Annotated in this window: 5 protein-coding genes and 1 rRNA gene; 3 read left to right on the forward strand and 3 right to left on the reverse strand. The window is 67.4% G+C overall.

Annotated elements, in window-relative coordinates; translation table 11 throughout:
* The 3 genes from OTB16_RS39030 to OTB16_RS39040 all read left to right on the forward strand — a co-directional run.
* On the forward strand, nucleotides 1-286 hold a 286-nt coding region (locus tag OTB16_RS39030), incomplete at its 5' end, for a hypothetical protein (protein WP_267727685.1).
* A 635-nt stretch (nucleotides 287-921) separates the two neighbouring features.
* Entirely contained in the window at nucleotides 922-1230 is a 309-nt protein-coding gene (locus OTB16_RS39035) for an Imm53 family immunity protein (RefSeq protein ID WP_267727687.1), read from the forward strand.
* Nucleotides 1231-1758: 528 nt separating this feature from the next.
* Complete coding sequence (locus OTB16_RS39040; protein ID WP_267727689.1) at nucleotides 1759-2169, forward strand: transposase; 411 nt, start codon at nucleotides 1759-1761, stop codon at nucleotides 2167-2169.
* A gap of 867 nt (nucleotides 2170-3036) precedes the next feature.
* Here the strand turns inward: OTB16_RS39040 and OTB16_RS39045 are convergent.
* The 3 genes from OTB16_RS39045 to rrf all read right to left on the reverse strand — a co-directional run.
* Nucleotides 3037-3327 carry a hypothetical protein gene (locus OTB16_RS39045; protein ID WP_267727691.1) on the reverse strand — a complete coding sequence of 97 codons (291 nt, stop codon included), beginning with the start codon at nucleotides 3325-3327 and terminating at the stop codon, nucleotides 3037-3039.
* Entirely contained in the window at nucleotides 3324-3680 is a 357-nt protein-coding gene (locus tag OTB16_RS39050) for a hypothetical protein (RefSeq protein WP_267727693.1), read from the reverse strand. Before OTB16_RS39050 ends, OTB16_RS39045 begins: the two co-directional genes overlap by 4 nt.
* A gap of 108 nt (nucleotides 3681-3788) precedes the next feature.
* Nucleotides 3789-3858 (reverse strand): 5S ribosomal RNA (gene rrf, locus OTB16_RS39875); the annotation flags it as partial.

Consider the following 3858-nt stretch of genomic DNA (forward strand, 5'->3'; position numbering starts at 1 on the left):
TTTTTCAAAGGAACCTCATCCACCGAAATGGACGGGGTATCAACTTTTGGCGTTGATTTTTGGCACGCTGTTGAGTTCTCAAGGAACGGACGCTTCCTTTGTACTCACCCTTTCGGGCTTTCCTCCGAGCTTTCGTTCTGTTCTTGCGTTTCCGACTCTATCAGACTCTCTCGGGCCCGACTTCCTCGGCGCTTTCCAGGTATTCGCTTTCGCGCTTTCCTTTCCGGCGATTCCGACTCTATCAGAAGATTTCCACCGGATTTCCCGGCTTCAGATTCCTGGATGAGGAGTCGAATGCACCCCACACGAAACGTGCGTTCTTTGCGGGGTGGGGTTGCCGAACTTGTCCAGTTCGAGGCAACCGTTTAACTCTACAAGCTAGGTTGGGACGGTGTCAAAACGGGGAACAGCTGGTGCTCGGGGCGGTCGAACCGCGCTGAAGCCGACGCCAGGCGCCTGTCCAGCCTCTTCCGCCTACCCCGCTCCTGATCGTCTGCCGCCGGCGCGGGTCAGCCCCGCGACCGGACGCCACCACTCAGCCTCGGACCCCCACGGCTCATCGCCTCATCGATTGCAGTCCTCACGTCCTACCCACGCACGCGCACCCGGTTGGCGCCGGGCAGGCGTGAGAAGCGCGGGCGGCACGTCACCGCCGCAAGGGCAGCCGCGCCGCGATACCCCGGCACTGGTGGGTATCGGCCCCCAAGGCCCGCGACCGACCTCATCCAGGTCGGCCCCGCAGCGACATCTCGGAGCCCTACTGGCCGTCGAAGTACCGCACGGGATCCGACGGCAGTCGGCGGACGGCCTGGTGGGCGGCGATCTGCGAGGGCATGCAGTCCCGGTGGCAGGCAAGGCCGTCTGCTGCTTCGACCAGCCGTATCCGGGCCGGGCACCCGCCTCGCCTAGCCATCTCCTGCCATGAGCGATTCAGAATCTCTCCCGGACTGGCTGCGGCACTGGCACGCGCAACAGCGCAGCGGAGACTGGGAACACGAGTGGGGCGTAAGGATTGCCACGCTCGACCACCCCGGGCGGTCCCTCGAGATCGGTCTGGAGGAGACGGACCCGGAAGGACGCGAGTACCTCCGCCAGGACGTCAACCGCATCACGCAGGACTCGGTGTGGACCTGGACCGCCGAGAAGTCGTTCCACGCCGCGTGCGGCCCCGGCAACCTCGCCGGGGCCCTCACCCTGTTTCGTACCGGGGCGATCACGACCACTCTCTGAACAGGCGCAGAGCCGACGAGACCAACCCGGCAAGCCAATGCGGTCGACGCACGAGTGCGTGGCTGAGGGATCCGCCGCGGCACCCCGGGGGCCTGGGCGCGTGCCGCCGACAGACGCGGCCCCTGCCGTGACCCGCCCGGGGCTCTGCGGGGTCAGAGATTCCGTGTGAGCGTCCGCACCTGGCGTCGACGCTTCCTGGAGGGTTCGCCCGACCTGTGTACGGAGCCCGGGCCGGGCGTTAGCCAAACACTGGGCTCGTCACATCCAGTCCCTGCCGCTCATGCCCGGCGTTCCCGAACGACGCAGCCACGACTCGGCGCCCTCGAGGTCGCCACCGGCAACGTCATCAGCCCACTCCACCGCCGCCAGCGGGCCACCGACTTCGAGAAGTTCCGGCCAAGCCCAACCCGGCCGAGCGGTGGTCTATCGCCGTACACGAGTGACTGGCTCTGGCAAGGCTGATGCGGGCAGGCGCCTGGTTTGCGGGGTGGGCAGCCTTGAGTATGTTCTGTTGAACTGTCACAGCTGATGCCGAACAAGGTGACCTTCGCCGAACAGGTACCCGGGCTGACCGCCCGCTACCAGCGGCGAACAGCGCTGCCGCAGCTGGCCACACCCCGGATGCTGGGGGTGGACGACTTGGCGCTCTACGGCGACACCTACGGCACCCTCCTGGTCGATGCCACCACCCGCCTCCCGCCCACCCTCTGGGAGAGCCGGCACGCCGAACAACTCAGCCGATGGCCCCTGGCGCATCCCGGAGTCAAGAGCGCCTGCCGCGACGGTTCACTCACCTACCGGGAAGGGATCGCCGATGGTGCGCCCGACGCCGTCCGGGTCAGCGACCGGTTCCACCTGTGGCAGGGCTTACCCCGGCGCGTTCAGGATCGCTGCCGCCCACGCCGCGGCTGCCTGCCGGCCGCTCTCCCTGCCCCCTAACCGACCGGTCCGGAGCCTCCTTCGATAGCAACAGAACCCGGGCAGGACACTCCGCCGGTCAGCACGCCCAACGGCCTTTCGATGCCGTGAACACGCTGACTGGCGCCGGCCGCTTCTACAGCGCCACGGCCCGCGAACTCGGGCTGGACCGTCGCACCCTCCTGCCAATGGGCCAGGGCCCGCAGCTGGCACGAGGTGATGCGCCGACCTCCCCGACGCGGCCTGCCCCTGGACGAGCTCCGCGAACGACCGCCTACTCCACACGAGGCCGCACCCTGTGGATCGTCGCCAACCCGGTCCGGCACGACCCGCAGACGGCGGAGCGCCTACGGCGACTGCTCGACCACTGCCCGGAACTTCACCCCACCCGAACCGGTCTGCCGGTTCGCCCGCCATGCTCGAGAACCCCGACGCCCCACTGCTGCCGGCCTGGCTCGATCACCTCACCAACAGCGGACTTCCACCCCTCGGCGGCGTCCCCACCGCCCTGCGCGAAGACCGGCACGCGGCCGCCCGGGGGACACCAGCCCCTACAACTCCGGAGTCGACGAGGGCCGCATCATGGCAAGCCGCGCCGACGTCCCACTCCTCCGCCACCGAGTCGTACTGGTCGCCCGCCTACGCCGCCACTACGCGGACCAGCCGACTCTCACCCCGAGATCATCTCTGGCTCCGAAAATCTTGCCAGAGCCACTTACCCGTGTACCCCGACAAGGTCGCCGCCTATCGCAACCGAATCTCAGACCCGAGTCAGTCGTAGATCCAGCGGTCGAGGTGTGGCGGCCGGAGGACGTCTGCGTACCCCTCGAAGGATCGAAAATCGATCTCGTTCAGCTTGTCGGCAAGTCCGGCCAGCTCCGCTGGCTGTCAGAGATTTACCCGCTTGAGGTAGACCCGGCTGCGGTGCGGGATGGTCTGGTACCAGAGCATCAGGTGCTCGTCCTCGTACGTACGCAGACGCATCGGCTGCGGGTCCTCGTAGAGGCTGCCGTCCTTGGGGTCGATCGCCATCGACGCCAGGTCGACCAGGCCGTCCATGACGGCACCGACGAGACGCTGGTACTCCCCGGGCATGTCCCCCAGTACCCACAGCCGGCTCGGGTCGCACTCCCACGCCCAGCCGCCGTCGTTCTCAACGCCTTCGCCCCGAAGGGTCACTGACCGATCTCCCGCTGGGCCTCGGCAAGGATGCGGCTGCTGGTTTCCATGGCGGCCCGGAACTGGTCCTCCGTCGCGGCCGGGTCACCTGCGACGCGTTCCGCCTCCCGTAGGGCAGCCGACCGTGCCGGCCAGCGCTGGATGGCCACGTGCGTCGCCCACTTGATCAGGAAGAACCGCAGGGGATTGATCGCCCCGGTCTCCGCGGCACGGTCGAACGCCTCGTTGCATTCCTTGTCGAGCACGGCAAGATTGGCCATGTCGATCCGGCGCACGGCGTCCCGCAGGGCCTCCCGCGTCATGGCCGGCTGAGGGATGAGCGGTCCGCCGTCATCCAGCTGCTGTGCTGTCATCGCGTCCTCCAGGGGAACGCGGCCAGGATACCCAGCCGGGCCGAAGAACCGGGTCCGGAACGCAGAAAAGCCCCGCACCATAAGGTGCGGGGCTTTCCCACAATAATTGTTCGGCGGCGTCCTACTCTCCCACAGGGTCCCCCCTGCAGTACCATCGGCGCTGAAAGGCTTAGCTTCC

The sequence above is a fragment of the Streptomyces antarcticus genome, assembly GCF_026627255.1.
Lineage (GTDB): Bacteria > Actinomycetota > Actinomycetes > Streptomycetales > Streptomycetaceae > Streptomyces > Streptomyces antarcticus.

Bases quoted from the DNA above. Each gene is read 5' to 3' on its own strand.
- OTB16_RS39035 (WP_267727687.1), top strand. From the start codon at position 922: ATGAGCGATTCAGAATCTCTCCCGGACTGGCTGCGGCACTGGCACGCG.
- OTB16_RS39040 (WP_267727689.1), top strand. From the start codon at position 1,759: ATGCCGAACAAGGTGACCTTCGCCGAACAGGTACCCGGGCTGACCGCC.
- OTB16_RS39050 (WP_267727693.1), bottom strand. From the start codon at position 3,680: ATGACAGCACAGCAGCTGGATGACGGCGGACCGCTCATCCCTCAGCCG.